This is a genomic window from Actinotalea caeni, assembly GCF_009733795.1.
GTDB lineage: Bacteria > Actinomycetota > Actinomycetes > Actinomycetales > Beutenbergiaceae > Pseudactinotalea > Pseudactinotalea caeni.
Window position 1 is genome coordinate 1 of the sequence record NZ_WNXX01000021.1, and the last position, 26,068, is coordinate 26,068.

Below are 26,068 nucleotides of genomic sequence, written 5' to 3' on the forward strand. Positions count from 1 at the left end.
CTCGAACACCGCCCGAGCCGACGCGCTGGCCCCATGGCTCAAGCACTACAACTACGCTCGAGCCCACACCGCCTGCGGAGGCAAGCCACCGATCAGCCGACTGTCACCAACGTGCTGACCGAGTACACCTAGACCACACTTCGTGTGTGGGTGCCGACCGACGCGTGCCGATCTGAGAGACGACGAATGATGAGTGATGAGCAGGCGCATGCGCCGACCGCGGTGATCGAGACGATCACCCAGTCCTTGAGTAGCCGGGACCTGACCAGGCTTGCCGCGGCAGTCGGGAAGCTCACGACCCGACAGCTTGTCGGGGCGTTGGAGCGACTCAACGCACGCCAGCGGGCGGTGGTGTACCGGCTGCTGGCGAAGCAACAGGCTCTGGAGGTGTTCGAGTCGCTTCCGCCTGCGCTGCAGGGTGAGTTGGTGGCTGGGTTGCAGGACGGCGAGGTCGCGGCATTGTTCGCCGAGCTGGACCCTGACGACCGAGTGTGGCTGATGGACGAGCTGCCCGCGCTGGTGGCCAAGCGTCTGCTGCGGGGCCTGCCAGAGCATGAACGTCAACTCACTGCCGAGGTGCTGGGCTACCCGAACGGTTCGATCGGGCGGCGCATGAGCCCCGAGGTGGTATCCACTCACCCCGAGGTCACCGTGGGCGAGACGCTGGCGAGGCTGCGACCGCGTGTCCATGACGCCGAGACCGTCTACACCCTCCCCGTCCTCGACCACGAGCGGCGAGTCGTCGGGGTCGTGAGCCTGCGTGATCTGCTCGGTGCCGACGATGCAGCGCTGATCGAGTCGCTGATGCGCGACGCGCATACCGCGACCGCGACGGAGGATTCCGAGGTCGCTGCCCGCCGTTGCGCCGACCTTGGGGTGCTGGCGCTGCCCGTCGTCGACAGCGAGTCGCGTCTGGTCGGCATCCTCACCATCGACGACGCGGTACGGATTCTTGAGCGGGAGGAGAGCGAGGATGCCGCCCGGCAGGGTGGTGTGGAGCCGTTGCGCCGCCCCTACCTGTCCACGCCGCTGTTCAGCATCGTCCGCTCCCGAGTGGTGTGGCTACTCGTGCTCGCGATCGGTGCGACCCTGACGGTGCAGGTCCTGTCCGTGTTCGAGGCGACTCTGGAGCAGATGACCGTCCTGGCCCTGTTCGTGCCGCTGCTGATCGGCACCGGCGGCAACACCGGCAACCAGGCCGCGACGACCGTGACCCGCGCACTCGCCCTCAACGACGTCCGACCCCGCGATGTCGTCAAGGTCCTCACCCGCGAGATGCGGGTCGGCGCCATGCTGGGCCTGCTGCTGGGCACGATCGGGTTCGCCATCACCAGCCTGGTCTACGACCCACACGTCGGCCTCGTGATCGGCCTCACACTTCTCGCAGTCTGTACGGTGGCGGCCACGATCGGCGGCATCATGCCCCTCGTCGCCCGCGCCATCCACGTCGACCCCGCCGTGTTCTCCAACCCCTTCATCACCACCTTCGTCGACGCCACCGGCCTAGTCATCTACTTCCTCATCGCCCGCACCGTCCTCGGGCTCTGACGGAGACAGAGCGGGCATCTTGCTGGGGTGATGCTCGCCGCCTTGGCGGGTGAGTCGGAGAGTAGCGAGCGAGCAGACCGGAGTAGCCGCAGCCCATCTGTTAGTATCTGCGTATGCATGCAGATACTAACGATGCTCGCAGGCAGCCGTCCTGGGAGTGCGTCGACCTCGCAGCCGAGGTGCTGAGCCTCCTGTCCGATCCGACCCGGATCAGGATCGTGCTCGCCCTGCACCACGACGAAGAGCTCCCGGTGAACGCACTCGCGGAGCTCGTGGGGAAGAAGCCCTCCGGGGTGTCGCAGCATCTCGCGCGGTTACGGATGGCGCGGATGGTCACCACCCGGCAGGAGGGCACGAGTGTGCTCTACCGCCTCACGGACGAGCACGCGGTCGCGCTGGTGGTCGAGGCGATCAGGCAGGCCGAGCACGCGGTCGCGAACGGGCAGATCCCACCCCACCACCACACGCCGCGCTCCTAGCCCTTCGGCACCGCAGGTTCTCGACCGTCAGGCCCCATCTCATGCTCACCGTTCTCCGCAATCCGTCCTACGCGAAGCTGTTCAGCGCGCAGGTCATCGCCTTGCTCGGCACAGGCCTCCTCACGGTCGTGCTCGGTCTGCTCGCATTCGAGATCGCCGGCGGTGACGCGGGCGTGGTGCTAGGGGTCGCGATGACGATCAAGATGGCCGCCTACGTCGCCGTCTCACCCGTCGCGACCGCGCTTACTGCCCGTCTGCCCCGCAAGCCGCTGCTGATCGGGGCTGACCTGATCCGCGCCGGGGTCGCGGTCTCGCTGCCGTTTGTGGCCGAGGCGTGGCAGATCTACCTCCTGATCTTCCTGCTCCAGTCTGCCTCGGCGACATTCACCCCCGCCTTCCAGGCCGTCATTCCCTCCGTCCTCCCGGACGAACGCGAATACACTCGTGCCTTGTCGCTGTCGCGTCTGGCCTACGACCTGGAATCGCTCCTGAGCCCGATGCTCGCCGCCGCCCTCCTCACGCTCATCAGCTTCCACAACCTCTTCGCTGGCACCGTGGCCGGGTTTCTCGCTTCCGCACTGCTCGTCGTGGCGACCCGATTCCCGCACATCGAGACCCCGCCGCCGGCACCGTTCTTCGACCGCCTCACCCGAGGCGTGCGCGCATTCTGGGCAAGCCCGGAACTGCGCAGCCTGATGGGGCTCAACCTGGTGGTCGCGACGACCACGGCGATGGTGATCGTGAACACCGTCGTCCTCGTCCAAGGCGACCTCTGCCGCTCGCAAGCCGACGTCGCTCTCATGCTCGCCGCCTATGGGGGCGGCTCCATGCTTGTCGCACTCGGCATGCCCACACTCCTCGACACCCTGCCCGACCGCAGGGTCATGCTCACCGGCGGCATCGCCCTGCCGGTCTTGCTGCTGTCCGTGGCCGCGCTCCTGGAATGGACGGAGGGCACCGCACAATGGGCTGCCCTCCTGTCGGCATGGGGGCTCCTCGGTGCGGCGACCTCCACGATCCTTACCCCCGCTGCCCGGCTGCTTCGCCGCAACAGCACCGAGCAGAACCGACCGGCGGTGTTCGCCGCACAGTTCTCCCTCTCCCACGCTTGCTTCCTGATCACCTACCCCCTCGCAGGCATACTCGGTGCAACGATCGGACTGCCCGGCGCCGCGCTCACCCTCGTCGCCATCGGTGTCATTGGCGCCTTCCTCGCCATGACTCTCGGACGGCCAGCAGTGCGCAAGGATCCACCAGGACGACGGGACCGACAACGAGCCTGAATCGGCGCCGAGCGCCTATCTTGCTTGGGATTCCGAGCGAGAATCGGGTTACCCGTTGCCCGTCATTCGCGCGGTGGTGTCAAACGCGGCGAGTTCGGCAGGGTGGAGTTGGTGCTGCACGACGAAGCTGCGGTCTTTGATGCGCCAGAGTCCCTGCCCGGTTCCGAGTCCTGGTAGGAGGCGCTGTTCGGTGCGGGTGAGTCCGAGCGCGGTGGCGGTGGGGCCGAGCTGGTCGGTCTCCTGCCGGTAGACGATCCGGGTCTCCGCGTTCGCCAGCAGACTGCTCGCAAGTGCCCGGTTCGCCGAGCCCATGTCGCCGACGTTCTCCAGGTCGGTCAGCTTGTGGAACACCAAGAGATTCGCCAGCCCGTAGTGTCTCGCGAGACGCCAGTGGGCGTCCATCCTTCGCAGCAGCGCCGGGTGCGACATGAGTCTCCACGCTTCGTCGTAGATCACCCATCTACGGCCGCCGTTCGGATCGAGCAGTGCGGCTTCCATCCAGGCCGATGAGCAGCTCATCAGAACGCTGATGAGTGTGGAGTTCTCGGTGACGCGGGACAGGTCGAGGCTGACCATCGGCAGCGACGGATCGAACTTCACCGTCGAGGGACCGTCGAACAGCCCAGCCAGATCGCCGGCGACCAGGCGACGCAGCGCGTGACCGACGAGCCGGCCGTCTTCCGCGAGCCGGCCATCCGAGTCATCGGCAGCATCAGGGCGCAGCAGTCGCTCGACCACCATCGGCAGGATCGGCACCTCCGCATCGCGCACGGCCCCAGCAAGGGCGGTGTCGATCGCCGTGTGTTCGAGGGGCGCGAGCGGCCGGTCCAGCACGGTCTCGGTGAGCGCACCGAGCAGGTCGCGCCGCCGCGCGGCGAGGGTGGTGGCCCACTCCTGATCGGAGAAGCCGCCGGGCCGGTATCCCTCGTCCAAGGGGTTGAGCCGGTTGCCCATCCCATGCCCGAGGACGATGGCCTTCCCTCCGACGGCCTCGGCGACGCCGCTGTGCTCTCCCTTGGGATCACCGGGGATGTAGACGCGATAGCCGAAGGGCAGACTGCGCGTGTAGAGGCTTTTGGCGAGGCTCGACTTACCCGAGCCGACGATGCCGGCCAAGATCAGGTTCGGCGCGGTGATGAGGCCCCTGCGGTACAACTCCCAGGGGTCGTACACGAACGAGGAACCGGAGTAGAGGTCCTGGCCGATGAACATGCCTGCCGACCCCAGTCCGGCCTCGGCGAGAAACGGATACTGGCCGGCGAGCACGGCGCTGGTGTCCTGATGCCGGGGCAGCCGGAACCTGCCGGGCGAGCGGAGCATGGCCGGGCCGGGCTCACCTGCTGGCGGCAGGTAGACGGTGGCGCGACGCTCGGCGCGCTCGGCTTCCGCCTTGGCTCTGGCACTGTCCTTCTCGGCCTGCCGCTGCTCGGCGACCAGCCGCGCGGCCGCCTGCCTTCGTTGTTTGCGCAGCCGCCGTCGCTCCGATGCCGGAGCGACGAGGACAGCGGTGTGCAGCCGCTCGTCGCGGCTCACAGCGACCGCCCCCGCGTCCCGGCGACCCAGACACCGGGAGGTCGCTCGAACCACGACGGGTCCGGCGCCGGCCGTGACCGTTCCTGCGACGGATTGGAGAGCTGTTCTTCCTCGGCCAGCAGGGTCAGCGCGTCGGCGTTCTGACGGGCAGCCTCGGCCGTCCAGTCGGGGAACAGCCCTTGGTGCTCGGGCGTGCTGCCGGGGTTGTCGATGGCGTACCGGCGGGCGTCGCCGGCGGCACTCAGGAACGCGGCGAGGTCACGCATCGCCCGTTCCGCGGCGACCGGCGCACCGGCCCCGGTAAACAGGTCGCGTCCTTCGAGCATGTGCCCGCCGGCGGTGTCCTCGATGCGGTAGGCGTACCGCTGGTGCTCGCCCAGCGGTGTGTCGGGCCAGACCGTCAGGCTGAGCGTCCCGGCCTGCGCGGTCGTGCGGGTGGTGGGCTCTGTGCTGTCCATGCCGAGCAGGTGCGCCGTGCCCGTATCCGGTGCTACATCGACAGGCCGCGGGCCTGCTTGACCGCGGCGACGCCGGGATGCTCGAACCAGCCACCTTCCCGGACGGCGCTGCGCCGCCCGGTCGTCTCGCGGACAGGGTTTGAGCGTCGTGCCGGGACACGTGCTTCGGCGTTCGGGTCGATGGCGTCTTCGGCGCGGATCAGGTGCTTGCGGTAGAGGGCGACGTGCCCGGCTTGCGGGTTGTAGGTCATCGCGTAGTCGCCGGTCTCGGCCTGCCGATCGCCGGCATGGACCGGGGCGCTGTCGTGGACGTCCCCGTTGACCATTGCCGCGTCGGTGGTCTCGGTGCCGTAGTCCCACATCGACAGATGCTCGATCCCTGCCTCGGCGCCCTTGGCGTCGATGAGGTCGAGGATGCGGTCGGCTTCCTCTCCTTGAAGGAACACGATGCCGACCCATCGCTCCACCATCCGGCCCTGCGGGTTCCACACGATCCGGCCTGAGTGCGTGAACGCGGCGTTGAGGCGGTCGTCGGCCTGGTCCAGTAGCGTTGCGGCCTGGTGCAGTTCGTCGGCTGCGGCCAACGCAGCGGCGGCGCCGGCTGTCTGATCGTGGGCGTCGTCGGTGACGTGGTGCTGGCGACCTACATGGGCGTGGGCGAGCTGGTCGAGCACTTGCCGCATCGCGCGCATCCCGCCCAGCAGCTCACCGATCACCGCGTAGGTGTCGGACGGCTCCTCGAAGGTGCGGCTGGCGTGGGCGAGCCCGCGCAATGCTTCATAGGCTTCGCTGGCATCGCTGGCGGGATCGGTGAACGTGGGCATCGCGGGCCTCCCTGGACGGACAGTTGGATGCCTGCCAGGTGCGCTGCGCGGTCACACGACTCGGCACAGCGGCAGGGCCGCCGCCGTGAATGCTCCGGCCTGCTGTCCGACGAGCCGCCGGGTCTCGCAGGAGGCTTGGATCGCGGCCTGCTCGATGGCGGCGGTCGCGGCTTCCAGTTCGTCGAGCGTGGGCGCGGAGACGCTGACGAGGCCAGAGACGCGAAGCACGCCGTGACCGGCGGTCAGGTCGGCCTCCTGTTGCAGCACGTCTTGGAACTCCGCGGACTGGGCGGCGTCCTCGATCTGTCCCATCCGTGCCCGCTGCGCCGCATCCGAGATGTGCTCGACCTTCTTCTTGCGGATGTCACGCGCAGCCTGGTCCGAGCGCATGGGCGTGTAGAGCAGTGACACGGATCGTTGGATGCCGGTCGAGAGCAGCACCGGGGCGAGGAAGCCGGGATAGACCATGCTCCGGGGCCACTCCGACACCCACAGGACGGTGTGCCAGGCGGAGTCGGTGCGCAGGTTGCCCCAGGTTTCGGTGACCGCGACGGGGCCGGCGGCGGCGAGTTCCTGCCCGAGCCGCCCGTGCCGTTCCAGGGTCGCAGCGACGGCGGGGTCGTATGCCGAGCGCAGGATCACGGCGACCTGGCCGGGACCGAGCCACCCGATAGGGGTGAGGTCTGCGGACCGCAGCGCCGCGGTCAGGGTCGCCATCTCCTGCCGGAGGACTGCGGCCGCCCCACGGATGCCGCCGCCGGCGGTCCTGATCTGCCGTGCGCTGGTCTTCATATCGAGGGAGAGGCTGATCGTGGTGGAGTGCCGTTCCCCAGCGGGGCCGGCGCGCTCGATCAGCTCGGCGTAGGTGGTCGCGGCCCAGGAGCCGTCGTCGGTGCCGTGCTCGGCCCACCACTCGGCGAGCCCGCTGCCGGAGTCCGGCAGCGTCCGTTCGAGCACTTGCAGGGTGGCGATCCGTCCGGACCGGCACACCGTGGCGAGCACGCGTCCCCAGGAGGTCACGCGACGTTCCTGCTCTCCGGGGTCCAGCAGCACAAATGCGGGATGGGTGACCTCGCAGATCACGGTGAGCGTGGCCTGGCGGGGGTCGTGGATCATGCACGCGCCAGTCTCCGGGTCCAGGTGCTCGCGTAGTCGGGCCATGTCTCCGGGCAACGCGAGGTTCCCCGCCGGGCGGGGCTTCACGACCCGCCTCCGGTAGAGCAGTTGCCCGCCGGTGGAGCGCCACAGCCACCACAGCGTGACCGGGAGCCATTCGACCATCGGCCGCCCGGCGATGGGCACCCAGGTCAGCACCGCCGCGAGCAGCCATACCGGGGCGGTGTAGGCCAACAGCATCCCGGCGCCGCCGTAGAACGCGGCCAGCAGCGTCAGCCCGCCGATCCCGAGAGTGACGAGCTGTGCGACCGAGAGCCCGAGCAGCACGCCCCGGCGAGTGAGGCGGCTGAACTTCATCGGCGTCAGCTCGCTACCGGGTGCCTTCTGTTCCGTCATTGCGGGCATGGCCGGTCACTCCTTCTTCCACGGCGACGCCGGGGGATTGGCTGAGGGCGTACGTGGCTGCGGTGCCGAGGGAGGCGGTGGCGTGTTCGACGGTGCGGCGCCCGATTCGTTGGCTGCACCCGCCGCGGTCTCGGCCTGGCCGGCCACCGCTTGGCCCGCCTTCGGTCCGGCTTCGGCTGCGCCCTTGACGATCTGCGCTCCGACGACGACGGCGGCGGCTGGCCCCGCAGCAGCGCCCGCTCCGGCTCCTGCACCTGCTCCACCTCCGGCGCCCGCACCTGCGCCGGCCGCGCCAGCGCCCGTGCCTCCGGCCGTCGGTGTCGGCGTTTTGGGCGGTGGTGTCCCGCCCGATCCGCCGCTGGACCCTCCGCCGCCCTTGGGGTCTTCGAGCACCGTCTTGGGCTCGCCTCCGCCCTTGGGCTTGGCCGGGATCGGGATCGGACGGTTCAGGGCGTTCTTGGCTTCCTGCTCGGTTCCCATCTGCTGGTAGAGGTCGAACCCGAGGAAGGACACGAAGCGATAGACCATGTACGGCGCGAACGCAGCGATCCCGAGCAGGACGATGCCCGTGATCGGTTCCGTGACCGCGGCGATGTCCAGCTCGATCGGGGTGGCGATCTGGGTGATCGCCAGTAGGAAAATGACGACGAGCACGAGCTTGGAGACGATGAGGGCGATCACGAACGCGGCCCACTTCGCGATCCACCCGCGGGTGGCGTCCCAGGACGCGCCGGCGAAAGCGATGGGGGCTAGGACCACGCCGACGAGCAGGAGGGCCTTGCGGATCAGCAGGGAGAACCAGACGATGGCGACGGCGGCGATCATCAGCCCGGCGAGGAAGATCGTGACGATCGCGCCGACGCCGGGGGCGGCGATGTTGATGCCGGTCAGTCCGGCGGCGAGCAGGGTGATCTTGTCGCCCATCGTCCCGGTCGTCTCGCCGGAGGCCTGGATGATGCCGATGCAGAGCTGGTCCACGATCTCTAGCGCGAGGGCCGTCAAGGTGACCACGACGAAGGCACCGAGCACGGATTTGGCTGCTCCGAGCGCCGCCCTGGACAGGGCGGTCGGGTCTCGGCGTATCAGGCCGGTGATGAGTTGGAGGCAGAAGAAGATCAGGACGAGGAAGACCCCGATGCCGAAGATCAGGTTGTAGACATTGGTGAACCCGTCCGTCTGGACATCGACCAGCGTGGTCGTGTCGAACACGGCCCACATCGCCTCGATCAGCCAGCCGGCCGCGCCGCCCATCGCCTGGGCGAGCCAGTCGAACGGGGCGGCTACGACGGTCGCGGCGGCCTCGCCCGCCACGTCGCAGACGGTCGAGATGATCGGCACATCGCAGACACTCATCAGGACTCTCCTGCTGTGGCTGGCGGCCCTAGACGGCCTGGCCGACGTTCCAGAAGAAGTTCACGAGCGTCACGGCGGCGCCGCAGATCACCGCGGCAGCGCAGGAGATGAGGACGCCCAGCTTGCCCCTGCCCGACAGGTGCGGGTTGCTGCTGTTGGCGCCGTAGGCCCAGACGATCGCGCTCACGATCAGTGCCAGGACGGAGAGGATGAGGCCGACCGTCATCACGGCGCCGACGATGGTGCGGAGCTGGTCGATGCCGGGCAGTCCCGAGCTGTTGGGGTCAATGTCGATCACGGCGGTTACTCCCTCGAAGAAGCGGGTGGCTTGTGGCGGGGAGGTGAGCCAGGAGGGGACTGGGGTGAGCGGGCAGACGAGAGGCCCGCTCCCGCGCGGTGGGCGGGCCTGTTGGCGGAGGGTCAGAGCTGTTGGCCGAGGGCGATGAGCCAGTTCACCCACGCCACCCCCGCGCCGGCGAGGGCGGCGGCGCCGACGCCGACGAGCACCCCGACCCGGCCCTTGGAGGCGAGCGAGTGGTTGCCGTGTGAGGCGCCCAGCGCCCAGCAGATCACCGACACGATGACCATGAGGACCGCGACGATGAGCACGATCATCAGCAGCGCGCCGATGACCTGTTTCAGATCGCCGATGCCTCCGAGTCCGTCGAAGTCGGGGAACACTCCCATCACGCACCGTCCTTGACGGTGACGTGCAGATGGTCGTAGTGACCGCCGGTCACGTCGCCGGGGTCGTGCATCCCGCCACCGTTGTAGGGGCTCCAGCCCTCGGCGTCGCGGGCCAGGGACCAGATTTGGCCCTGCCAGATCAGGTACTCCACGCCCAGGGCCTCGGCGTGGTCCTTCATCCAGTTCGTCACCCGCCACCCGTCCTCGAGTTGCGCGGGTGTGGGGTGCGTGCCGATCCGGTTCCCGAACGTGATGTCGCACGCCCGGCCCAGCGGGTGCTCTGACCTCGTGCCGGGTCTGGGCGAGTAGCAGGCCCAGGAGCTGTCAGGGAAGACGGCACGGGCCTGGGCCATGAGGTGTGCCATTCGCGCGGTGATCTGCCCGTTGCTGGTGGGGTCATCGACCATCTGGTCGGGATCGCCGTCCGGCGGCGCGGGCTCGCCCGGTGTGCCGCCGGAGGTGTCGCACCCGTTCGGGCTGCCGACCGTGGCCTCGGGCAGGTCGGCCGCGTTGTGGGCGTTGAGCCACGCCGCGGCATCGACGGCCTCGGCGTTGGTGCCGCCGGGCCGGACCTCGAAATGCAGATGTGGCCCCGTCGAGTTGCCGGAGCTGCCGACATCGCCGATGTGCTGCCCGGCGACCACGCGGTCACCGGCCGTGACGTGGATGCCGTGCTGCCACATGTGGGCGTAGGCGGTCGCCACCGTCGCGCCGCCGATCTGGTGCTCGATGACGATCAGGTCCCCGTAGCCGCCGCTGAACTCCGCGACCGTGACCACGCCATCAGCGGCGGACAAGATCGGGGTGCCGTCGGGTGCGGCGAAGTCGGTGCCGGTGTGAAAGCTCGGCTCTCCGGTGATCGGGTGGATGCGCGGTCCGAACGAGGACGTGAGCACCCACGTTCCCTCGGGCAGGGGGAACACGACCCGCGCGGATGCGGCCACTGGCCCCGCAGCAGCGGCTACGGCGCTGGCCGGGCCTGCCTGTCCCACGCCGCCGGATGCCCGAGTGAGGGCATCGAGGATGGCTTCTGCGACCGGCTCGTAGTTGCGGTAGCGATCCGGGTAGGCACTGACCTCGACCGCTTGGGCTGCCTCGCCGGGGTCCATCTGCTGCCATCCCGGAATGTCCAGCAGTCCTCTCGGTGAGGGATAGTTCGGGCCGTTCGATCCGCCGAAGAACGCCCGCGCCTGGTAGCGCGGGTCCATCAGCTCCGCGACGGTGCCCCAGCCGGCGGCGGGTCTCATCTGAAACAGACCGAGCGAGTCATGGTCCGAGCCATTTCCGTCGTTCGGGAAGTCGCCGCTCTCGGGGTAGGCGCCGGTGTTCGCCAGCATCCGCAGGGTGCTCTCGGTGAGCGCCGCCATCAGTGCGATCTTGATTCCGGGCCGGCCCACGCCCTCGATCCCGCCTCCGATCGTGACGATGGTCGCCGCGTGGGTGAGCTGGGTCTTGTTGAGCGTGAACGTCTCGCCGTTCGCGGTGGTGACGGTCAGCGAGTCGGGGACGTTCCCGACCGTGACGCTGCCGCCGGGCACAGCGCAGTTGGCGGCGGCGGGGTTCATCAGCACGCCGATGGCGAGCAGGATGCTGGCCGGCCCGAACAGCACGAGGGCGAGCCCGATGATGAGGAGCTTCTTGACCACGACAACCCCTGTTCACCGGAGCGGGTTGTCGAGCTGCGACAGGCGCAGCACATGGCACAGGCCAGTGCGGAACTGCGGTGCCGGGGGCGGGCAGACCAGGAACACGGTGAAGGACACCGCGTGCTCCGAGGTCACCGGCTGCCCGTTCCACACGCCCTCGCGGTGGCGGGTGCCCTCGATCGTGATGGCCGTTGCGCCGGCGGGGAGCTGGCCGGGCTGGGCCTGCTCGACAGCCTGATCCCATGCCTCGGGCACGAAGGAGTCCTCGATCGTGAGGTGCTGGGTCGTGGCGTACTTGCGCAGGTCGATCCACGTCTGTCGGGTGGGCAGGTAGCCGGCGACATCCACGGCGAGGCCGGCCTGCTCGTGACCGGAGGGGTCTCCGACTTCCAGGATCGCGGCGGAGTAGTCCAGCGGCATCAGGCCGGAGCCGGTGTCCCAGGCGAACAGCACCTCAGCGACGTTGCGGGCGAACTCGTCCGGGTCGTTCGAGGGCACCACCCGCGGTGGCCCTGGCCTGCCGGGCTCGGACTCGCCCGGCGCGGTGACCGTGGGAGCGGGATCAGGGTTCGGGTCGTCGGGGTGCTTCGGGCCGGTGATGAGCCCGTAGACGCCGACGCCGATCAGGAGCAGCAGGACGAGGGCGGCAGCGATCACGGCGATCAGCCGGCCACGGGACCAGGAGGCGAGGTTCGTCTTCATGCCACGAGGTGAGCCCGCAGGCGACCGGCCGCAGGAGGCTCAGAGAGCGCGCAGCAGCGGCCGCCCGGACTGCGCCTCCGTGCGGGCGGCGCGGAGCCGGCTGGCGAACTCGGTGGTTCCCTCGACCGTGGCGAAGAACGCCTCGACCTGCTCATCGGTGAGCTCGGCGGCCAGCTCGCCCACGTCGTAGTGGGTCCACCACGCTTCCATGTCGCCCCACGTCAGGACGAACGCCCGCACCGGGAACCGTGCCGGCTGATCGTCCTCGGTGATCCGGCCGAGAGGCGGCGACGCCGGCTTCTTGGCCCTGGCCGCCTTGGCGGTGTGGACGCGGGCCAGTGCTTCATCGGCCAGCTCGTGCAACCTGCGGTCCCGGTCAGTGCCGGCCTCGGCGTGCGCGTCGCGGAGCCGCTGGAAGATCGGATTGACCGGCGCGCCGCCCTCGATCTGCGCCAGCCCATCCCGTGCCTGCGTCCGCAGCGCCTCCGAGACGGCCGGGTCGTCGGCCAGGCGTTGCAGGAACCCGATCTGTTCCAGCCGGGTGTAGGACGACGAGCCGGTCACCATGCGTGCCGCCTGCGCACGGGCATCGCCGAGCGGCTGAGGGGCCGCTGGTCCCGTCGATTCGGCGGGACCATGCTTTCCTGGTTCGTGGCCCTCCTGGAACTGTGTCTTGGCCTTGCGGCGGGCGGCGTCCTCGGCCATGAGTTGCTTGATTTCGCGGTAGAGGGCGGCTGCCTCGATCGGGCCCAGAGGCTTGTGGAGCTGGTTGTCGTCTTGTTCGGCGAGCAGATGCCCCAGCCGGTCCGAGATGCCCGAGCGCACCCACACGCTGACTCGCCGCCAGCCGAGCTTCTTGATCGCCGCGAGCCGGCGCAGCCCGCACACCAGCGCTCCGTCCGGTGTGATCGTCGGCGGCTGCAACAGGCCGTCGCGGTCGATCGAGGCGGCCAGCGCGTCGATGTCGCCCAGGTCGGTGCGGTGCCGGCGACCGATGACGATGGAATCGACCGCCCGCTCCAGCTCGATGTACCCGGCAGGTGCGCTCATCCCGCACCCCGCGACTTCTTCGTGACGCTCGGCTTGCTGGTGCCCGGCACCGCCAGGGAGAGGGTGAGCACGAGGTCGTCGTCACGCAGCAGGACCGGCAGCGTCTCGCCGATCAGCAACCGCAGCAGCACGCCACGGCCCGCGCCCGTCGCCGCGAGTTCGGGCAGCGGAGAGCCCAGCAGGGAACGAAGCAGCACCGCCCATGACCGGCTGGGCAGATCGAGCAGAGCCCTAGCGTGCTTGTCGCGCCGCAACGTCTCATAGGCGGTGTGCCGATTCCCCACGCGGGTCAACGCCACGCAGACGTGCTCGACCGCCGCCCGCGCGGTGCCGACCTGCCAGCCCAGCAGCGTCAGCAGCGTGATCGCGTCCTCCACGGCCGCAGTCGCGGTGGTCGCTCCCGCATCGTCGTGGTCCGTCTCGGGTGGGTCGTCGTCCTCGCGGTGGGCGTCGGTGACGTGGAAGGCCGGGTGGTAGTCGTCCAGCGGGTTCTCGCGGTCCGACAAACGCTCGGGGTCGTGGAACACCGAGTAGCGGGGCCGGCGCGCTTGGTGCGTCGAGCACAGCAGTCCTTGGCCGCGTTCCTCGGCGACACAGGTGATCCGTACCGCGTGGGTGACGACCGCCCACGGATCATCCGCGGTGCGGGCGGCCTTGGTACGCATCACATCGAACGCCGCTGACGCGGCCTCCCACGGGTCGAGCCGGTGCTTGTGCGCGAGCGCCGCGTACTTCTCCGCGGCGAACGCCACCAGCTCCGCCGCCACAGGGTCGTGCTCCCACGCGCCACGGCCGGCCGAGTGGAGCCGATTCAGCAGGGCGCGCAGGCCCTCGCTGCTGCGGTAGTCCTCAGCCCCGGGCCTCTCGGCCGCAGGGGTCGTGCTCGTGTTGTTGGTCATGGTCTGGGCACCTCCTGGCGGCGAGGTGCTCCCGCAGCCGTCTGCGGGTTCTGCCTCGACCAATCGGGTGTCCACGACTCATCACCACCCGGCTACCTCATCCCGACCCCGGACCGGACCTGGCCCTGATCGGGACCGCCGCGGCGACCGAACGCCGACAGCGGCGGCAGGCCTCGGGCGCGCTCGCCCAGCCACTGCGCACCCTTCACGAGCGGGGCGCGCACGCGCCGGCTTGCCGCGGCGGTGAGGTCGATCCCTCGGCGGGGGACAACCCCGCCGCTCTGGGCCATCAGATCGGTCGGACGCACCCAATCGACGCCCCGGCCCCGAACCTTCGCCAGCCTCTCCGTCGCATGCCTGCGCGACGCGGCGTCCTTCACGGCATCCGGCGTGCCCGCCGCTTCTGCGTCCTCGGCAGGGTTCGGGTCCTCCCGCGGTATGCGAGCCTGCTCGGGTTCGGCGTGGCGAGGGTACTGATCCGCCGGGTTCGTCTTGTCGTAGTCGTTCATCGCGCAGCTCCTTCCATCACGAGCTCGGACCCGGACAGGTCCGTCTCATCGGTCTGGTGAGCACCGGACGTCTCGGCGTGGTCGGCGCGAGGCAGCCATCTGCCGACCGTCGAGGGGTGCACGTCGAGTTCGCGGGCAATCCGCTTGTTCGACCAGCCCAGCCCTCGCAGCTCTGCCGCCAGCATCCGGCGGTCCCCGACGTCCGGTTCCCCCGACCCCTCGGACGGGGACGGGAGCGACGGAACGGCGGTCGCCCCGAGCGCCGCGGGCTCGTGCACCGTTTCGGGTTCGGGTGGTCTGGTCGAGCGGATCAGAACGACGGTCAGGTGCGTGCTCGCCAGCAGCATCAGCGGTGGCACCGCCGCCACGCACCCGGCCAGAAGCGCAGGCACTCCCGCGTCGGCGGTCACGGTCGCGTGCATGACGTTTCCAGCCACCGAGACGCCCGTGGCGGCCATGAGCAGCAGCCACGGGTACCACGCCGAGCGGTGCCCATCGAGGGCGAACGCGGCAACGGTCGCGACCACGATCAGGCCATCGACGATGAGCGGCCACGCCCACGCCTGCCCCTCCGCGACCCCCGACCGGCGCGCCAGGTCGGTCAAGGCGATAAACGACAGCCAGAACGCGAAACCAGCGATCCCGACCGTGCCCCCGGTCGAGGTCGCGACCGCCCAGCGCCGCGACTGCCCCTTCATGCCAGCCCCCTCGACGCAGGCACCCGCTGTTCATGGGCACGACGAACGAGCCCACCGGCCGGCGGGTTCGCAGACCGAGCAACGCCGTCCCGGCGGGTGACCCCGGCGCCGACGCTGCGGTAGGCGCTGTAGACCGTGCGGGCGATCTCTCGTTCCCCGAAGTCGGGTTGCTCGGCCCGCACCAGCGCATCGAGAGCATCGGAGACGGGCACGTTGCCCTCGGCCAGACGGCACGCGGCCCAGAACAGCTTGTAGTTGCGGTCGCCCTTGACCTGCCGTGCCAGCCACGCCGCCATCCGGTCCGCATCCTCCCGCCCGGTGACGTGCCGGCCTTCTGGCCTGGGGCGGCGCGGTGGCGGTGGAGCGAGGAAGCTCCGCAACCGCACGGCGTCCACCGGCTCCACCCGGCCCGTGGCGACCTGCTCGACCCGGTACGGGATGCGCGCTCCATCCAGCCGGAGCACCGAGGGCGGGGCGATGATGTAGCCGCCGTCCCCACGGCAGTCGATCCCCGCATCGCCGACCGCCCACGACCGCTGCTCCCGAGCGGGGAACGCCGGGAAGTAGGCGTGCTGACCGCCGCTGGGTGTGGTCACCGTCGCCAGCGGTGCCGGGATCAGACCCGCGCGAGCCGCCCGCGCATACGCGGCGTACCCGTCCACGCCGTGCACGTCCACATCGATCACGACTAGCCCCGAGACAGCGCCGGTCGGGATGCCGATGTTCGCGGTCGGACGCCACCGCCACCACCCCTGCACCTGGCGCAGATCGTTGGTCGCACGCTGGAAGCCGCGCTTGACGATCGGGTGCTTCTCGCCTGGCACACATGGGAACACCGGCACGCCGGCCCGCGCCAGCTCGCGCGCCGCGACCGGCAACGACAACTCGCCGAGGTGTCGGAACACCGAAGCCACATCATCAGGGGCGACCATCACAGCCCCCGCCCTGCCACTGTCTGCCTCGCCTGTGGCTCTCGCTCCGGCAGCGGCCCAGCCTGTGACGCTCGCTCCGCGGACTGCTCGGGTGCCGAGTGCTCGGGTCCGTCGATGCGCAGCGACAGCGGTTGGCCGTTTCCGAGCTGGATCGTGTCGAGCTGGTCCAGAACCTCGGTCGCGGTGCGCCGGACCCGTTCTCCGGTGTCGCGGATGACCTGCACCGGGTCCTTGCCGTCCACACTCGCCGCCCATCCCGCGACATAGGGGATCGTGTAGTCGCTGGTGTCCATGCCGTGCGCAGCCGCCACCATCAGAGCCACGGACTCGGCCTCGACCTCACCGATACCGCGATGCTGGCGTGCCTCCTGATGGTTCGGCCCGTGCATCCGAACGTGCGCCAACTCGTGCGCGAGGGTCTTCACCTGCGAGGCCGGGTCTCTGTCGGTGCGCACGAGCACCTGCCGGGTCCCCGGGTCGGTCATGCCGTTCGCGCCGTGCATCGCGTCGCCGTCCGGCATCCGCAGCACCTCGTAACCCAGCGACTCGACCTGTGCGGCCAACCCCTCCCACAGACCGGCCGGCGCTTCGCCTTCCAGTAGCTTCGGGCTCGGCAGCTCCGGCAACGGCGCACCGTGGGTCCGCGCCACGTCCCACACATGAGTCGGGACCACATTCACGACGCGACGCTGGACGACCTCGCCCGGCCGCGGGCTCTGGCCCTTCCCCAGCCGGCGCCACGAGGACGGGTCCTTCGGGGTCGCGGTCGCGAACCTCACCCGGACCGGGGCGCGAATCTCGTAGCCACCGCCGGCCTCGGCCCAGCGGCCCATCTTCTTCCAGTCCTGGAACCCCGCCACCCAGGTCGGCGTCGGCGTCGGCACTCGGCCCTGCTCGTACGCTTCGAGGTGCTGAGCCCAGATCAACAACGTGTTGCTGAACGAGCGCGACCGGAACCGCGCCGCGAACTCCATCGCCCGACGCCAGTCCTCGCCCGACACCAGTTCCTCGGCCGAGCGCACGATGCGTTCTTCGAGAGCTTCGAGCTTCGCTTCCCGAGTCTCGGTTCTCATAGCCATCTCCTGACCTCCCTCCAGCGGGGCCACCCCGAGAGGGAGTAGCCGTGCGACCACGAGGTACGCCGGGAGGATCAGGAAACGAGACGGACGACGGAACCGGTGACGACCGTCAGGCTCCGCGGTGAACCCGACGTGTCCCTACCGGCCTACCGGATCGGGCGCCGATGGCGAGGCAAACACTGCTGATCCTGCGGATATCGCCCGGCTACGTGCGCGCATCACCCGGACGGGGACCCGTCCTCGCGGGTGATCGTTCGGTACCGACTGGGAGTCAGCCCGACGCTCCGGCGGAACTGGCGGGCCGCGAAGTCGGCGTCGCCCCAACCCACCTCCCGAGCGATGACGGCAATCGACGCATCCGTGTTGCGAAGAAGATCGGCCATGCGCTCGGCTCGCAGCATGGCAAGGTAGGCGATCGGTGACTTGCCGTACGCCTCCACGAACACCCGACCAACCTGAGACTTCGAGAGATGGACCTCGGTCGCAAGCTCCGCCATCGACCAGCGGTGATCGATGGCCCCCTCCAACAGCTCAGCTATCCTGCGCGCCTCATCGCGCAACGGCGCAAATCGGCGAAGGCGAGGAAGAGACGGCCACGCTGTCGCCCGTTCGGTCACGGAGGTGCGAACAGGTGAGGTCCTAATGAATGGTGCGACGACGTGGAGCACGTCAAACAAGAGCGCTTGCATTCGGTAGAAGTTCTCGATGAATCCGCCATCGGTGCTCAGTCTCACAAGTTCATCCAGCCAGGGCATCAGCATCCCTGCGCGGTCTTCGCCGATATGGAGGATCTGCGTCGGTTCTGTGTACACCGTTTCGGCAAATCCCTGCACCTCGTGACGGTCGCGCATGTACGCGGCATACCGCCAGCGCACCTGGTCAATGACGTAGTCGGTATCCAAGTAGATGGTGGTGACGGTGACGTGGCCTTCGGGCTCAGTGCAACACAAAGTGTTCGCCGCCAAAAGGATCACGTCGCCGACAGCAACAGGCTTCTGACCGAACTCGCTGAACAATATCGCCGAGCCTGATCTGACGACCACCACTTGCACACAGTCATAGGCGATCGGGCCGACGTAGGTGTGTACCGCACGCGTGCGAGCCAAGACAGGTTGATAAGTGAACATGCTGGTCATGGCCGACGCGCCCGGTCCGGTGGGTCAGCACCCAGCGCGAGCATCCACCGGGTATGGAACGCAACCCCGCAGCCGAAACCGCGCACCGCAGCCTGCCGTCCTCAACCGCCTCCGGGCAGGCTGCCTGGACCTCACCGCCGTTCGCGTCCTGAACCGTGCTGGTGCGTCGCGCCGCCTCTTGCGAGTCTGCGCGCCCATGCCCAGAGGATGAGGTTGGCGCCGAGTGCTGTGGCGAGGGCGAGGATGCCTAGGGCCTGGTTGTGGCTGGTCCAGGCGATGATGGCGCAGATGAATCCCGCGGCGGCGAGAAGCTCGATCAGGACGACGGCCGCGACGCGCCGCGATCGGGACCGGGAGCGCTCGGGGTCTTCCTGGCTTGGGAGCACCCCGGGACTGTTGCTCGCGTCGTCGCGTGAGGCGGGCACGGCGAGGAAGGGCGGCGGGCCGGCCAGGGGGTAGTGCCTCATCTGCGCCCATGCGGCGACGGCGGCCCACCCGCTAGGAGGAGCCACACGTTGTTCTGCGGTGGGCTGCACGTCGGAGGCGTCGTGCTGGTCCCGGTGCGGGACGGGCGACTCGGTGCGAGGGGGTCGATCGGGCGACTCGTCGTGTGGTGACCTCATCCGAACCTCCTCCATGATCGTGTGGCACCCACCTCGATCGCCGCGTCTGCGGTCGACGGCAGCGCGGCAGGTGCGCCCTCCTAGCATAGTCCGTGACTTGCGCAAGTGCCAGACTGTCTCTCGTTACCTTCTGGTCGACACAACGTCAACAGTCGTTCATTTGCGCAAAGCGCAGAGTATCGACTAGTGTCATCTACGGGGCCAGAAGGCCCCCGAGTCATGCGCGCTAGGAGGTGATCCGTCGTGAGCGACGACCACAGTCGATCTGTGCGCTCCCACCCTGAGACGGGTCCGTCTGCCTCGGCGCCCGCGATCCACTGGAGCCTGGACAGCGCAACCTCGTCGTGACGTGGGGTGGGCGCGCAGGACTCCGAGGCCCCACCACGTTCACTGCTTTGAGAGGAATGCGCCATGTCCACCATCACCACGCAGACCATGCCGTCCTGGCCGGTCCACACGATGCCCGAGCCCACCGGTCGAGCCGCATCGGCTGAGATCCCGTCGTGGCGGGGTGTCCTGGTCGCTGTCGGCGGGGGCCAGGGCGGCGGCAAGAGGAAGGCAGCCCGCTACGAGCGGTTCACCACCCGGGTGGTGGTGGTCAGCAGCGTGCTCATGCTCTCCTTCACCGCCTCCCTGCACGTCTTCAACTACGGCCTGGAGACGCAGACCTCCTCGACGTCGGGAACCCACAGCGGGTTCTCGAACACGGGCGGCTCGGGCGAGACCGAGACCGACGACGAGTAGCCGTCTTCTGGCGGCGATATCGGCCGCCAACCGCATCTGCACCAAACATGAAGGAAGAACGCGAATGAGCATTATCGAATCGACGGCCCCGAAGGCCCGTGTCAGGTCGATCAGCAATGGGCGATGGCAGCGCATCGTCGGTGAGGACGCCCGGCTGTTCCGGCAGATGCGTGAGCGCTACGGCGCCGACCTTGCCGGTGCCGCGTCCGCGTCGTTCTACACCGATGAGGAGTTCATCTACATCCCGACCACGTTCGTGGAGCGCGACGGCGAGGACTACCAGGAGACCAGGATCATCCTCGCCGTCAGCGACCGCGTCGTGATCACCGTGGAGCCGGGGCAGGCGTGCGCGCCGCTGGATCTGGCGGTTGCTCGCATGGAGCGCGACGGCCGCGAGGACGACAACCCCTTCGAGATCGCCGCCAGCATCTTGCAGGCGATCTCCGACGCGACCGATGGGCTGGTCAGCGGGCTGAACAACAGCACCGAGAAGATGATGGTCCAGACCAACTCCATCCTGCGCAGCCTGGAGACGAAGAAAGCACGCGACTTCGGTGTCTCGGACGTGACGAGCACCCAGCAGGAGCTGGCCGACATGGAAGAGCTGCTCTCGCGCTGCATGGAAGGTCAGCTCGCGCTCGCCGAGGCGGCCCGCCACATCCGCGCCAAGCTGCACGAGCGGCCCACCCCGGTGCGCACCGACCTGGGTCGCCTGATCGATGACATCGAGGCGATCGAGCAGCACATCGAGTTCGTGCACGATCGGGTGCGGCTGCTGCAGCAGACCAACAACCTGGCCCTGAACGTGAAGCAGAACCAGATCATCAAGGTGTTCTCGGTCGTCACGGCGGTGTTCTTGCCGGTGATGCTGCTGTCGACCTACTACAGCATGAACTTCGAGTTCATGCCGATCCTGAGCTGGCAGTACGCCGAGCCGGCGATCATCCTGCTGAGCTTCGTGTTCGCGATGCTCCCGCTGATCTACGTCCGCCGTCGCGGATGGCTGCGATAGACCCCACCCGACCCCTTAGTTCTCCATCGAAGTGAAGGAAGTTTTGTCATGACCACTCACACCACCCCCAGCGCATCCACGAAGGCAGGGAAGATGACCTGGAGCTCACGCATCGAGGTCAACAGCCTTCCCGGCGCCGACCTGGACGAGCGTGCCCGCGCCCGTCAGAACGCCGACGAGGAGCGTCCGCGGACCTCCCGGATCGAGCGGGAGATCATCTGGGCCGTCGTCGTGCTCTACGCGGCCATCATCGCCTGCTTCGCGGGCCTGCACCTGCTCGGCGTGGCGCAGTTCGGGTAACACCCGCGCTGCCCCCTTTGTTCGCGACCTCCATGCCACTCCTGGCGGGACCAACCTTGAAAGCTCGAACATGAACCAGAACACCGCACCCCCCATCACGCTGGATGCGCAGCACCTTCCCGGCCAGGGCTGGATCAGGGTGCGCGCATCCGACCGGGCCGCCCTGGACGCCATCTCGCGCCAGCACGGCCTGTCCCTGGAGCGACAGACCACCCACCCCATCGAGGAAGCCGGTTTCACCGTCCTGCCCGTGGCCCTGCCGTTGCGGGACGACGACCTGGTCGGCGGCTACTCCTTCCGCGCCGTCAGCGTGCTGATCGCCTTCACCGCCGACCTGGTCATCACGGTCGAACCGGACCAGCCGGTCGATGCCCTCAGCTACGCCCAGGCACGCGCCAACCGGCTGCCGGCGACCGCCTCCAGCCACGACGCACTGCTGCTGATCATCGAGGCGTTGGGCGACTCGATGCAGGACACCATCGCCCGCATCTCCCTGGTGCTGGGCGACCTGGCCGATGAGGCCGTCGACAGCAGCGGCGGGTTCAAGGTCGAGGGCCGCCAGGTCGGCGTCGCCGACATCGCCCAGACCGCGGTCTCGCTCGGGGAGGCCGAAGAACTCATCGCCCGCACCATCGAAGGCCAGCTCATGCTGGAGCGGGCCACCCGGTGGGTGCGCCGATCGGCTGCGGCCACCGGCAACGGGGACGCGGCGCTGCTGTCGGACATTCAGGGCTCCCGCCGCCACGCCCGATTCCAGCACGCCAAGGTGCGCAACATTCAGCAGTCGTTGATGACCACCCTCGATCTCAAGCAGAACCAGATCATCAAGGTCTTCACAGTGGTCACCGCCGTGTTCACCCCGCCGACGCTGATCGCGGCGTACTACGGGCAGAACTTCGCGCACATGCCCGAGCTGTCCTTCCAGTGGGGGGAGTGGTTCGTGATGGGTGCCACCGTGTTCTTCGCGCTGGTGCCGCTGGCCTACATCAAGCGGAAGGGGTGGCTGCGATGAGCATCCGAACCATCGAGAACAGCCCGTGGACACGGGTGTTCGTCACCGGCACCCAGGACCTCGCCGACGCCGAACACACGCTCGGGTTCGAGGTCCAGCCCGGCACCGGTCAGCCCGGCACGAACGTGTTCCCGCTGCGGCTGATGGACGCCCGCTCCGACTCGGCAGAGGTCCACGAGGTCACCATGGTGCTGCGCGAGGACCGCATCGTCACCGTCGAGCCCGCTGGCGGCGTCCCGTCCCTGCAAGACGTGGAGGCCCGCCTGCAACTGGACCAGGCCAGCGCCACCCACCCCGACACCGTCTGCCTCGCGCTCGTGCAGGCCGGCTACGCGACCGTCGCGCACAGCCTGGCCATGATCGAGGGCGACATCCGCACCGTGCACCAGGCGATGGCGCGCCTGGACCTGGAACGCGCCGGCGTCAAGAGCGTCGGGGTCAGCGACCTGCCCCACGTCAGCGAACTGCTCACCGACATCGACCAGGCACTGTCCCACGTCTCCTACACCGTGGGCCGACTCGTGCAGCTGGCGCGGCTGCTGCGCCACGAGGCGACCGACCACGGCACGCTGGAGCGCACCCGCCTGGACGATCTGGTCCTGCAAGGACAAGCCCTGGCCCGCCGGCTGGAGTTCATCGTCGACCGGCACCGCTTCCACGCCCAGGGCGCGTCCCAGCAGATCTCCACCAGCGACCTGAACGTGATCAAGGTCTTCACCGTGCTGTGGGCGATCCTCATCCCCGGTACGACCCTGATCAACTGGTACGGGCAGAACTTCGAGTTCATGCCCGAGCTGAGCTGGCCCTACACCGCCTGGGTCCAGATCGCCGGAGTGTTCCTGCTCGCCGCCCTTCCCATCTACGTCATCAAGCGCGCCGGACAACTCCGATGACCCTCCCAGCCCACCACTCCCACTGCGTCATTTGCGCAAGCCGTTGAGAGTTGGGTAGGGTGGTGGGTTGGGGCCGACAGGCCCCCACAGCGTGTGTGAGGAGGTGATCCGTCGTGAGTGACAAACACAGTCGATCGATGTGCCCGAGCGGGGCGACGGGTCGGCCCCGAAAGGTGTCGAGCGCGGTCCGCCGGGGCCCGACCACCATTTTCCAGCGACGCTGACACGCCCGCGCATGCCCCATCTTCGGCACCCGGCGTTCTGCCGCGTCCGAACCCGATGGGAGACACTTCCATGCACACCCTCTACGCCCGCGCCCGGCTTCTGACCTCGCCGCCGCTTGGCCCCACACCCGGCGTGGGTTCCCGCCCGCCGCGGAACAAGAAGAAGAACACCGACCCGCGGGCCTCGAACCTTCCCGGCGGTCAGCAGCGGCTTCTGGTGGAGTCGGCGAAGCTGTCCGCCGAGGCGACCCTGGACACGTTCAGCACCAGCCACAACGGCCTGACCGAGGACGCGGTGGCCCGGGTCCGCGCCCGGTACGGCCGCAACGAGGTCCGCCACGACAAGCCCGCCCCGGCGGTGGTGCAGTTCGCCGCGACCTTCGCCAACCCGTTCATCCTGATCCTGATCTTCCTGGTCGCGATCATGGTGTGCACCGATGTGATCTTCGCCGACCCCGCCGAGGGGCCGGACTTCACCGGCGTGATCACGATCAGCATCATGGTGTTGGTCAGCGCCACCCTGCGGTTCTGGCAGGAGTACCGCTCGTCCCGGTCGGCGGAGCAGTTGAAGGCGATGGTGCGCACCACCGCGGCGGTGACCCGCATGGTCGCCGGCAAGCCGGTCACCGGTGAGCGGCCGATCGAGGAGATCGTGCGCGGCGACATCGTCCAACTCGCCGCCGGTGACATGATCCCCGCCGACGTGCGGTTCCTGCGCACCAAGGACCTGCAGATCAACCAGGCCATGCTCACCGGTGAGGCGATGCCGGCGGAGAAGACGGCCCAGCCCCACCCCGGCGCCACGACCGCGACCATCATCGACGCACCGAACCTGGGGTTCATGGGCACCTCCGTGGTCTCCGGGTCCGGTACCGCGGTGGTGATCGGCACCGGCACGCTCAGCTACTTCGGCCGGATGTCCTCGGCGATCGTCGGGGTGCGCCCCGAGACCGCTTTCGATGCCGGGATCAAGAAGGTCAGCTTCACCCTCATCACGTTCATGCTGGTGATGGTGCCGGTGGTGTTCCTGATCAACGGCCTCACCAAGGACTGGACCAGCGCGTTCCTGTTCGGAGTGACCACCGCGGTCGGCCTGACCCCGGAGATGCTGCCCCTGATCGTCACCGCCAACCTCGCCAAGGGCGCACGGTTCATGGCGGCCCGCAAGGTGATCGTCAAGCGGCTCAACAGCATCCAGAACTTCGGCGCGATGGACGTGCTCGCCGTGGACAAGACCGGCACCCTCACCGAGGACCGCATCGTCTTGGAGCGCCACCTGGACGTCACCGGCCGCACCAGCCGGACCACGCTGCGCTACGCGACCCTGAACGCGCACTTCCAGACCGGGCTGCGCAACCTCCTCGATACGGCGATCCTCACCGCCGCCGGACCGGGCGAGCTGGACCGGGTGCGGCGCGGATACACGCTGATCGACGAGATGCCGTTCGACTTCGTGCGGCGTCGGATGTCGGTGGTCGTCGACGACGGCTTCGCGCAGACGATCATCACCAAGGGCGCCGTCGAAGAAGTCCTGGCACAGTGCACCACCGAGCTGAACGACGGCGACGAGACCCGCCTGAGCGCCGCACGCCGCAGCGCGCTGGACGCGCTGGTGGCCGAGCAGAACGAGGCCGGGATGCGGGTGCTCGCCGTGGCCGTGCGCTCGGTGGCCCGCCAAGGGCAGACCGCCGAGTACAGCACCGCCGATGAGCGGGAGATGACCCTGGTCGGCTTCCTGTCCTTCCTCGACCCGCCCAAGGCCACGGCGGGAGCTGCGATCGCCAGCCTGAACGGGCACGACGTGGCCGTGAAGATCATCACCGGCGACAACCCACTGGTGGCTGCCACCGTGTGCCGGCAGATCGGCGTCGAGCCGGGCACCATCATCCTCGGCTCCGACATTGAGCAGCTCACCGCCGCGGAGCTGGGAGAGCTGGCCGAGCACACCACCGTGTTCGCGAAGGTCAGCCCCTCCCAGAAGGCCCGGATCGTTGCGGCTATGCGGGAGCACGGACACACCGTGGGCTTCATGGGCGACGGCATCAACGACGCCCCCGCGCTGCGCACCGCCGACGTCGGTATCTCCGTCGACACGGCCGTGGACATCGCCAAGGAGTCCGCCGACATCATCTTGCTGGATAAGGACCTCACCGTGCTGGAAGGCGGGGTGCTCGAAGGGCGCCGCACCCTCGTCAACACGATGAAGTACATCAAGATGACCGCGTCGTCGAACTTCGGCAACATGTTCTCGATCCTGGTCGCCAGCGCGATGCTGCCGTTCCTGCCGATGATCCCCCTGGTCGTCCTGGTACAGAACCTCGCCTACGACCTGTCGATGCTCACCCTGCCGTGGGACAAGGTCGACGAGGGCGACATCAAAGCGCCCCGCACTTGGGAGTCCAAGAGCCTGTCCAGGTTCATGGTCTTCCTCGGCCCGACCTCGTCCATCTTCGACATCACCACCTACCTGCTGATGTGGTTCGTGTTCCAGGCCAACTCGCCCGAGATGGCCGCCCTGTTCCAGTCCGGCTGGTTCATCGAGTCGATCATCTCCCAGACCCTGATCGTGCACATGCTGCGCACCCGCCGCATCCCGTTCATCCAGTCCCGGCCCAGCCTGCCGGTGCTGCTGGCCACCGCAACGGTCTGCGTCTTCGGGCTCATCCTGCCGTTCAGCGGATGGGGTCAGGCACTGGGGCTGGTCGCCTTGCCCTGGACCTACTTCCCGTGGCTGATCCTCACCCTGGCCACGTACTGCGTGCTCGTGCAGGGCGTGAAGACGCTGTTCATCCGCAAGTTCGGCGCCTGGATCTGACCCACCACCCACGGGGTGCGGCCGAGCAGAACCCGGCCGCACCCCGCACCCATGCCCTCCACACCCACGACACCCCGCACCCGGCGACGCATCACCCCGCGACGCCGG

General features: G+C 68.8%; 26 protein-coding genes and 1 pseudogene. 10 read left to right on the forward strand and 17 right to left on the reverse strand.

Features of this window, described 5'->3' with window-relative positions; translation table 11 throughout:
* The 4 genes and pseudogenes from GPA02_RS15255 to GPA02_RS15270 all read left to right on the forward strand — a co-directional run.
* Positions 1 to 118: pseudogene (locus tag GPA02_RS15255) on the forward strand (IS481 family transposase); the annotation flags it as partial.
* 71 nt (positions 119 to 189) lie between these two features.
* The gene (mgtE, locus tag GPA02_RS15260) at positions 190 to 1,548 is read left to right on the forward strand and encodes a magnesium transporter (protein WP_156201215.1); all 1,359 of its coding nucleotides are present in this window, start codon (positions 190 to 192) and stop codon (positions 1,546 to 1,548) included.
* 113 nt (positions 1,549 to 1,661) lie between these two features.
* On the forward strand, positions 1,662 to 2,027 hold the full coding sequence (locus GPA02_RS15265) for an ArsR/SmtB family transcription factor (RefSeq protein WP_156201217.1): 366 nt from the start codon (positions 1,662 to 1,664) through the stop codon (positions 2,025 to 2,027).
* Between the two features lie 41 nt (positions 2,028 to 2,068).
* Positions 2,069 to 3,310 carry an MFS transporter gene (locus GPA02_RS15270; RefSeq protein WP_156201219.1) on the forward strand — a complete coding sequence of 414 codons (1,242 nt, stop codon included), beginning with the start codon at positions 2,069 to 2,071 and terminating at the stop codon, positions 3,308 to 3,310.
* 48 nt (positions 3,311 to 3,358) lie between these two features.
* On the opposite strand, the gene GPA02_RS15275 is transcribed toward GPA02_RS15270, so the two are convergent.
* The 17 genes from GPA02_RS15275 to GPA02_RS15355 all read right to left on the reverse strand — a co-directional run bounded on the left by GPA02_RS15275 (position 3,359) and on the right by GPA02_RS15355 (position 18,804).
* Positions 3,359 to 4,843 carry an ATP-binding protein gene (locus GPA02_RS15275; protein WP_156201221.1) on the reverse strand — a complete coding sequence of 495 codons (1,485 nt, stop codon included), beginning with the start codon at positions 4,841 to 4,843 and terminating at the stop codon, positions 3,359 to 3,361.
* Complete coding sequence (locus tag GPA02_RS15280) at positions 4,840 to 5,301, reverse strand: hypothetical protein (protein ID WP_156201223.1); 462 nt, start codon at positions 5,299 to 5,301, stop codon at positions 4,840 to 4,842. The genes GPA02_RS15275 and GPA02_RS15280 overlap by 4 nt, the downstream gene beginning before the upstream one ends.
* A gap of 32 nt (positions 5,302 to 5,333) precedes the next feature.
* Positions 5,334 to 6,125, reverse strand: a complete 792-nt coding sequence (locus GPA02_RS15285; protein WP_156201225.1) for a hypothetical protein — start codon at positions 6,123 to 6,125, stop codon at positions 5,334 to 5,336.
* 51 nt (positions 6,126 to 6,176) lie between these two features.
* Positions 6,177 to 7,646: an SCO6880 family protein gene (locus GPA02_RS15290; protein ID WP_420809366.1), complete on the reverse strand. Its 1,470-nt coding sequence runs from the start codon at positions 7,644 to 7,646 to the stop codon at positions 6,177 to 6,179.
* 6 nt (positions 7,647 to 7,652) lie between these two features.
* Positions 7,653 to 8,999: a TrbL/VirB6 family protein gene (locus GPA02_RS15295; protein WP_156201227.1), complete on the reverse strand. Its 1,347-nt coding sequence runs from the start codon at positions 8,997 to 8,999 to the stop codon at positions 7,653 to 7,655.
* Between the two features lie 28 nt (positions 9,000 to 9,027).
* Positions 9,028 to 9,297 carry a DUF6112 family protein gene (locus GPA02_RS15300; RefSeq protein WP_156201229.1) on the reverse strand — a complete coding sequence of 90 codons (270 nt, stop codon included), beginning with the start codon at positions 9,295 to 9,297 and terminating at the stop codon, positions 9,028 to 9,030.
* Between the two features lie 122 nt (positions 9,298 to 9,419).
* Positions 9,420 to 9,686, reverse strand: a complete 267-nt coding sequence (locus tag GPA02_RS15305) for a DUF6112 family protein (protein WP_156201231.1) — start codon at positions 9,684 to 9,686, stop codon at positions 9,420 to 9,422.
* Entirely contained in the window at positions 9,686 to 11,332 is a 1,647-nt protein-coding gene (locus GPA02_RS15310) for a M23 family metallopeptidase (RefSeq protein ID WP_156201233.1), read from the reverse strand. Before GPA02_RS15310 ends, GPA02_RS15305 begins: the two co-directional genes overlap by 1 nt.
* Before the next feature lie 12 nt (positions 11,333 to 11,344).
* On the reverse strand, positions 11,345 to 12,034 hold the full coding sequence (locus GPA02_RS15315; RefSeq protein ID WP_156201235.1) for a hypothetical protein: 690 nt from the start codon (positions 12,032 to 12,034) through the stop codon (positions 11,345 to 11,347).
* Positions 12,035 to 12,073: 39 nt separating this feature from the next.
* Positions 12,074 to 13,084 (reverse strand): ParB N-terminal domain-containing protein, encoded by a 1,011-nt coding sequence (locus GPA02_RS15320; RefSeq protein ID WP_156201237.1) that lies wholly within the window; start codon positions 13,082 to 13,084, stop codon positions 12,074 to 12,076.
* Entirely contained in the window at positions 13,081 to 13,983 is a 903-nt protein-coding gene (locus GPA02_RS15325; RefSeq protein ID WP_156201239.1) for a hypothetical protein, read from the reverse strand. The genes GPA02_RS15320 and GPA02_RS15325 overlap by 4 nt, the downstream gene beginning before the upstream one ends.
* 92 nt (positions 13,984 to 14,075) lie before the next feature.
* Entirely contained in the window at positions 14,076 to 14,492 is a 417-nt protein-coding gene (locus tag GPA02_RS15330) for a hypothetical protein (protein ID WP_156201241.1), read from the reverse strand.
* Complete coding sequence (locus GPA02_RS15335; RefSeq protein ID WP_156201243.1) at positions 14,489 to 15,190, reverse strand: DUF2637 domain-containing protein; 702 nt, start codon at positions 15,188 to 15,190, stop codon at positions 14,489 to 14,491. Before GPA02_RS15335 ends, GPA02_RS15330 begins: the two co-directional genes overlap by 4 nt.
* Complete coding sequence (locus tag GPA02_RS15340; protein WP_156201245.1) at positions 15,187 to 16,122, reverse strand: bifunctional DNA primase/polymerase; 936 nt, start codon at positions 16,120 to 16,122, stop codon at positions 15,187 to 15,189. Before GPA02_RS15340 ends, GPA02_RS15335 begins: the two co-directional genes overlap by 4 nt.
* A complete protein-coding gene (locus GPA02_RS15345) occupies positions 16,122 to 17,201 on the reverse strand; it encodes an ImmA/IrrE family metallo-endopeptidase (RefSeq protein ID WP_156201313.1) in 1,080 nt (359 codons plus the stop codon). Before GPA02_RS15345 ends, GPA02_RS15340 begins: the two co-directional genes overlap by 1 nt.
* A gap of 218 nt (positions 17,202 to 17,419) precedes the next feature.
* Complete coding sequence (locus tag GPA02_RS15350) at positions 17,420 to 18,337, reverse strand: helix-turn-helix domain-containing protein (protein WP_338027530.1); 918 nt, start codon at positions 18,335 to 18,337, stop codon at positions 17,420 to 17,422.
* 131 nt (positions 18,338 to 18,468) lie between these two features.
* Entirely contained in the window at positions 18,469 to 18,804 is a 336-nt protein-coding gene (locus GPA02_RS15355) for a hypothetical protein (RefSeq protein WP_156201247.1), read from the reverse strand.
* Positions 18,805 to 19,371: 567 nt separating this feature from the next.
* Here GPA02_RS15355 and GPA02_RS15360 point away from each other — a divergent pair.
* The 6 genes from GPA02_RS15360 (at position 19,372) to mgtA (ending at position 25,960) form a co-directional block, all read left to right on the forward strand.
* The gene (locus tag GPA02_RS15360) at positions 19,372 to 19,704 is read left to right on the forward strand and encodes a hypothetical protein (protein ID WP_156201249.1); all 333 of its coding nucleotides are present in this window, start codon (positions 19,372 to 19,374) and stop codon (positions 19,702 to 19,704) included.
* A 64-nt stretch (positions 19,705 to 19,768) separates the two neighbouring features.
* Positions 19,769 to 20,716 (forward strand): magnesium transporter CorA family protein, encoded by a 948-nt coding sequence (locus GPA02_RS15365; protein WP_156201251.1) that lies wholly within the window; start codon positions 19,769 to 19,771, stop codon positions 20,714 to 20,716.
* Positions 20,717 to 20,809: 93 nt separating this feature from the next.
* Positions 20,810 to 21,016: a hypothetical protein gene (locus tag GPA02_RS15370; protein ID WP_162457798.1), complete on the forward strand. Its 207-nt coding sequence runs from the start codon at positions 20,810 to 20,812 to the stop codon at positions 21,014 to 21,016.
* Between the two features lie 70 nt (positions 21,017 to 21,086).
* A complete protein-coding gene (locus GPA02_RS15375) occupies positions 21,087 to 22,028 on the forward strand; it encodes a CorA family divalent cation transporter (RefSeq protein WP_156201255.1) in 942 nt (313 codons plus the stop codon).
* Positions 22,029 to 22,063: 35 nt separating this feature from the next.
* Positions 22,064 to 22,921: a magnesium transporter CorA family protein gene (locus GPA02_RS15380; protein WP_162457799.1), complete on the forward strand. Its 858-nt coding sequence runs from the start codon at positions 22,064 to 22,066 to the stop codon at positions 22,919 to 22,921.
* 294 nt (positions 22,922 to 23,215) lie between these two features.
* A complete protein-coding gene (gene mgtA, locus GPA02_RS15385) occupies positions 23,216 to 25,960 on the forward strand; it encodes a magnesium-translocating P-type ATPase (RefSeq protein ID WP_156201259.1) in 2,745 nt (914 codons plus the stop codon).
* Positions 25,961 to 26,068: the final 108 nt, after the last annotated feature.

Bases quoted from the DNA above. Each gene is read 5' to 3' on its own strand.
- GPA02_RS15360 (WP_156201249.1), top strand. From the start codon at position 19,372: ATGTCCACCATCACCACGCAGACCATGCCGTCCTGGCCGGTCCACACG.
- GPA02_RS15330 (WP_156201241.1), bottom strand. From the start codon at position 14,492: ATGAACGACTACGACAAGACGAACCCGGCGGATCAGTACCCTCGCCAC.
- GPA02_RS15340 (WP_156201245.1), bottom strand. From the start codon at position 16,122: ATGGTCGCCCCTGATGATGTGGCTTCGGTGTTCCGACACCTCGGCGAG.
- GPA02_RS15375 (WP_156201255.1), top strand. From the start codon at position 21,087: ATGAACCAGAACACCGCACCCCCCATCACGCTGGATGCGCAGCACCTT.
- GPA02_RS15305 (WP_156201231.1), bottom strand. From the start codon at position 9,686: ATGGGAGTGTTCCCCGACTTCGACGGACTCGGAGGCATCGGCGATCTG.
- GPA02_RS15290 (WP_420809366.1), bottom strand. From the start codon at position 7,646: ATGCCCGCAATGACGGAACAGAAGGCACCCGGTAGCGAGCTGACGCCG.
- GPA02_RS15350 (WP_338027530.1), bottom strand. From the start codon at position 18,337: ATGACCAGCATGTTCACTTATCAACCTGTCTTGGCTCGCACGCGTGCG.
- mgtE (WP_156201215.1), top strand. From the start codon at position 190: ATGAGTGATGAGCAGGCGCATGCGCCGACCGCGGTGATCGAGACGATC.
- GPA02_RS15280 (WP_156201223.1), bottom strand. From the start codon at position 5,301: ATGGACAGCACAGAGCCCACCACCCGCACGACCGCGCAGGCCGGGACG.
- GPA02_RS15295 (WP_156201227.1), bottom strand. From the start codon at position 8,999: ATGAGTGTCTGCGATGTGCCGATCATCTCGACCGTCTGCGACGTGGCG.
- mgtA (WP_156201259.1), top strand. From the start codon at position 23,216: ATGCACACCCTCTACGCCCGCGCCCGGCTTCTGACCTCGCCGCCGCTT.
- GPA02_RS15265 (WP_156201217.1), top strand. From the start codon at position 1,662: ATGCATGCAGATACTAACGATGCTCGCAGGCAGCCGTCCTGGGAGTGC.
- GPA02_RS15320 (WP_156201237.1), bottom strand. From the start codon at position 13,084: ATGAGCGCACCTGCCGGGTACATCGAGCTGGAGCGGGCGGTCGATTCC.
- GPA02_RS15285 (WP_156201225.1), bottom strand. From the start codon at position 6,125: ATGCCCACGTTCACCGATCCCGCCAGCGATGCCAGCGAAGCCTATGAA.
- GPA02_RS15345 (WP_156201313.1), bottom strand. From the start codon at position 17,201: ATGGCTATGAGAACCGAGACTCGGGAAGCGAAGCTCGAAGCTCTCGAA.
- GPA02_RS15365 (WP_156201251.1), top strand. From the start codon at position 19,769: ATGAGCATTATCGAATCGACGGCCCCGAAGGCCCGTGTCAGGTCGATC.
- GPA02_RS15325 (WP_156201239.1), bottom strand. From the start codon at position 13,983: ATGACCAACAACACGAGCACGACCCCTGCGGCCGAGAGGCCCGGGGCT.
- GPA02_RS15370 (WP_162457798.1), top strand. From the start codon at position 20,810: ATGACCTGGAGCTCACGCATCGAGGTCAACAGCCTTCCCGGCGCCGAC.
- GPA02_RS15315 (WP_156201235.1), bottom strand. From the start codon at position 12,034: ATGAAGACGAACCTCGCCTCCTGGTCCCGTGGCCGGCTGATCGCCGTG.
- GPA02_RS15270 (WP_156201219.1), top strand. From the start codon at position 2,069: ATGCTCACCGTTCTCCGCAATCCGTCCTACGCGAAGCTGTTCAGCGCG.
- GPA02_RS15335 (WP_156201243.1), bottom strand. From the start codon at position 15,190: ATGAAGGGGCAGTCGCGGCGCTGGGCGGTCGCGACCTCGACCGGGGGC.
- GPA02_RS15355 (WP_156201247.1), bottom strand. From the start codon at position 18,804: ATGAGGCACTACCCCCTGGCCGGCCCGCCGCCCTTCCTCGCCGTGCCC.